Raw genomic sequence first — 3813 nt, 5'->3', positions numbered from 1 at the left:
GCGTGATTTATCAGTGTGACGACTGGAATTCATTCATGGCCTCGACCAGAGCACGCACGCTTTCGATCGGGAGCGCATTGTAGAGCGAAGCTCTGAAGCCTCCCACCGAACGGTGGCCCTTAATGCCGACTATGCCCCGCGCGGCGGCAAAATCCACAAACTCTTTCTCCAACTCTTTGTATTCGGGCTTCATGACGAAGCACACGTTCATTATCGAACGGTCGGCATGATCCTTCACCGTGCCTTCGAACATCCGCGACGAATCTATAGCCTCATACAGCAAGTCAGCCTTGGCTATATCGCGTTTCTCAAGCTCTTTCACTCCTCCCTGCTCCTTATACCAGCGCAGGGTCTGGAGAGCCGAGAATATCGGCAGAACAGGCGGGGTATTGAACATCGAGTCCTTCTTGATATGCGTCCGATAGTCAAGCATGGTAGGTATCGGGCGCTCAACGTGTCCGAGAGCATCCTCACGTACTATCACGATGGTGGCACCGGCCGGAGCCAGGTTTTTCTGAGCGCCGGCATAGATCACATCGTATTTCGACACATCCACCGGGCGCGAGAATATGTCGGACGACATATCACACACCAGCCTTACCTTGCCGGCATCAAGATCATGACGTATTTCGGTGCCGTAGATTGTGTTGTTGGACGTATAGTGGAAGTAGTCGGCATCCTGCGGAACAGTGAAACCTTTAGGAATATAATTGAAGTTGGCATCCTTCGACGAGGCCACGACGTCGACCTCTCCGAACAGGCGTGCCTCCTTTATGGCGTTGACTGCCCAGGTGCCGGTCTCCATATATGCGGCCTTGCGGGCAAGCAGATTGAACGGAACCATGCAGAACTGGAGGCTGGCGCCGCCGCCGAGAAACAGCACCGAGTAACCGTCGGGCACTTCAAGAAGCTCTTTCACAAGCGCACGAGCCTCTTCCATGACTGCCACAAACTCCTTGCTGCGGTGTGACACCTCAAGAATGGAAAGTCCTGTGCCCGCGAAGTCAATTACTGCTTCAGCGGTGTTTTTGATTGTGTACTGGCTCAGAATCGATGGGCCGGCATAGAAATTGTGTTTATGCATCATGGCGCAATTGTTTAGGGGGTTGTTATGACGGCAAATTAAAGAAAAAAATCAATTACAAACAAATTTAATTCAAAAACTTTTCAGGTTTTTTCCCTACACGATCCGAAAACACAATGTAATGACTGATATCCAAAGACAATGTATCATTTTCCGCCCGACATTCAGACACCGCCGGAGCTTCGAACTAATCACGGCAGCCGGATGTTATAGAAATGTAACTCAAATGTAACACACGCATAGAACAACACAAACTAACATAAAAACAACATTACTACTATGAACACAGCTCCTTTACAAGGCATCAAAGTGGTGGACTTCACCAACGTACAGTCAGGCCCGTCATGCACACAGCTTCTTGCATGGCTCGGCGCCGATGTGGTAAAGATCGAACGCCCCGGCACCGGAGATGCAACCCGTAATGAAATCCAGTTCGACCCCGATTGCCCGAGCTACTATTTCCTGCAGCTTAATTCCGACAAGAAATCACTTGCTCTCGACGCCGCCACACCCGACGGCAAAGATATCCTCACACGCCTCATCAAGGAGTGTGACATATTCGTGGAAAACCTCCATCCCGGAGCCATGGATAAACTCGGATTCAGCTGGGAAGTGGTTCACAAACTCAATCCAAAATGTATCTACGGCACTATCAAAGGCTTCCCCATAAGTTCGAAATATGCCAATCTGAAAGCATACGAACCTGTCGCACAGGTCACTGCCGGAGCTGCATCAACCACCGGATGGTGGGAAGGCCCCGACAACGTGCCGACTCAGAGTGGCGCGGCGCTCGGCGACTCCAACACCGGTATGCATCTGACCATCGGACTTTTGGCCGCACTCTGTCAGCGCGAGAAAACCGGCGAGGGCTGCTACGTATACCAGTCGATGCACAACGCCTGCCTCAACCTGTGCCGCATCAAGACGCGCGACCAGCTGACACTCGACCGTATCGGATATCTGACACAGTTCCCACAGTATCCCGACGGGAAATTCGGTGACTTCGTGCCGCGTTCAGGCAACCAGGAGGGATCCGGAGTGCTCGGATGGACCTACAAATGCAAAAACTGGGCTACCGACCCCAACGATTACGTCTACGTCATACTGCAGCGAGGCGCCAAGGACTTTGAGCTTGCCTGCAAGGCGCTCGGATTCGAGGACTGGCTCACCAATCCCGACTTCAATACAGCCGACGCGCGCGACCGTCACAAACAGCAGATTTGGGACCGCATACAGAAGTTCTGCATCGACAAGACCAAGCATGAGGTGACCGACATCCTGTCGAAGGCAGGAGTGCCTGTTGCGCCCGTACTGTCGACCAAGGAGATCATGACCGACCAGAGCCTCTACGACGGCAACACACTGGTAAAGATCAATCAGGGAGGCAAAGTCGGCGAATTCGTCACCGTAGGCGTACCGTTCACACTCTCCAATTTCCAACCTGCCTACGGCCCCTGCCCGACTCTCGGAGGAAATACCGACGAAGTACTCAAGAGCATCGGATACACCGACGAGCAGATCGCATCGTTCGCCAAGAACGGCACTACCGCCCCAATGCCGAAAACGGCTGCCAAATAACATACTCCGGACAGACCATTGCCCGACCCTCCCGGCCGGAAATGATTCCGGCCGGGAATTATAGAACAGCATTACATCAACTGATTATTAATTCCATACAATGTCAAACACATCAACCACACCGAACCCCGCTACACAGGCTCCGCATTTCCCGGCACAGGTGACAGGCATGTATATTCTCGCCCGCGCGCTTAAAAACGTCGGCATCGACGTAATGTACGGACTTGTCGGCATTCCGGTCACCGAAATGGCCTACATAGCCCAGGCGCAAGGCATACGCTTCATAAGTTTCCGCCACGAGCAGCAGGCAGGAATGGCTGCGGCTACCCACGGATTCCTCACCAAGACTCCGGGAGTGTTGCTGACCGTGTCGTCGCTGGGCTTCATCAACGGACTCACCGCCACAGTCAACGCCACAGTCAACTGCTACCCGATGATACAGATATCCGGATCGAGCCAGCGCGAGACGATTGATCTCGAACAGGGTGCATACGAGGGACTTGACCAGCTCAACGTGGCCAAGGGACTGGTGAAGGCCGCCTACCGTGTCAACCGTCCCGAAGATATTCCCACCGCTGTGGCCCGCGCCTACCGCGCTGCCGTTTCAGGCCGTCCGGGCGGAGTGTATCTCGACGTCACGACCGCATGCCTTGGCGCTGTCATGAACCATGACGACGCGGAGAAGTTGCTTTTCAAGCCCGTCGATCCCTGTCCTGCCGTGCAGCCTTCGGCCGAATCGGTCGACCGCGCGCTGCAGCTGCTGGCCTCGGCCAGACAGCCGGCCATATTGCTCGGCAAAGGCGCTGCCTATGCACAGGTCGACGACAAGATCAAGCAACTTGTCGAAACCACAGGCATACCCTTCTATCCTATGTCAATGGCAAAGGGACTGATGCCCGACAATCATCCGCTGAGCGCCATATCGGCCAGAAGCACCATCATGGAGAAAGCCGACGTAGTGATGCTGATCGGCGCACGGCTCAACTGGCTTCTGTCGCGCGGACACGGTAAGTGGAATCCTCAGGGACAGTTCATACAGCTCGATATTGACCCTGGAGAGTTCGACTGCAACCGCCCGATTGCCGCACCGGTAGTCGGCGACATCGAAAGCTCGCTCGATGCCATTCTGGCCAAACTTCCCGGCCTGAAGC

The 3813-nt window shown here is 54.3% G+C and carries 3 protein-coding genes; 2 read left to right on the top strand and 1 reads right to left on the bottom strand.

Features of this window, described 5'->3' with window-relative positions; genetic code table 11:
• Window positions 1–10: 10 nt before the first annotated feature.
• Window positions 11–1084 (bottom strand): 3-phosphoserine/phosphohydroxythreonine transaminase, encoded by a 1074-nt coding sequence (serC, locus tag C5O24_RS11635; RefSeq protein ID WP_107035300.1) that lies wholly within the window; start codon window positions 1082–1084, stop codon window positions 11–13.
• 279 nt (window positions 1085–1363) lie between these two features.
• Between serC and frc the strand changes: the two genes are divergently transcribed.
• Both frc and C5O24_RS11625 read left to right on the top strand, forming a co-directional pair.
• Window positions 1364–2662: a formyl-CoA transferase gene (gene frc, locus C5O24_RS11630; protein ID WP_107035204.1), complete on the top strand. Its 1299-nt coding sequence runs from the start codon at window positions 1364–1366 to the stop codon at window positions 2660–2662.
• A 100-nt stretch (window positions 2663–2762) separates the two neighbouring features.
• The coding region (locus C5O24_RS11625; RefSeq protein ID WP_205961106.1) for a thiamine pyrophosphate-binding protein at window positions 2763–3813 on the top strand (1051 nt) is incomplete at its 3' end.

It is taken from the genome of Paramuribaculum intestinale (assembly GCF_003024925.1).
GTDB lineage: Bacteria > Bacteroidota > Bacteroidia > Bacteroidales > Muribaculaceae > Paramuribaculum > Paramuribaculum intestinale.
This window is presented reverse-complemented; position numbering and strand designations above follow the sequence as displayed.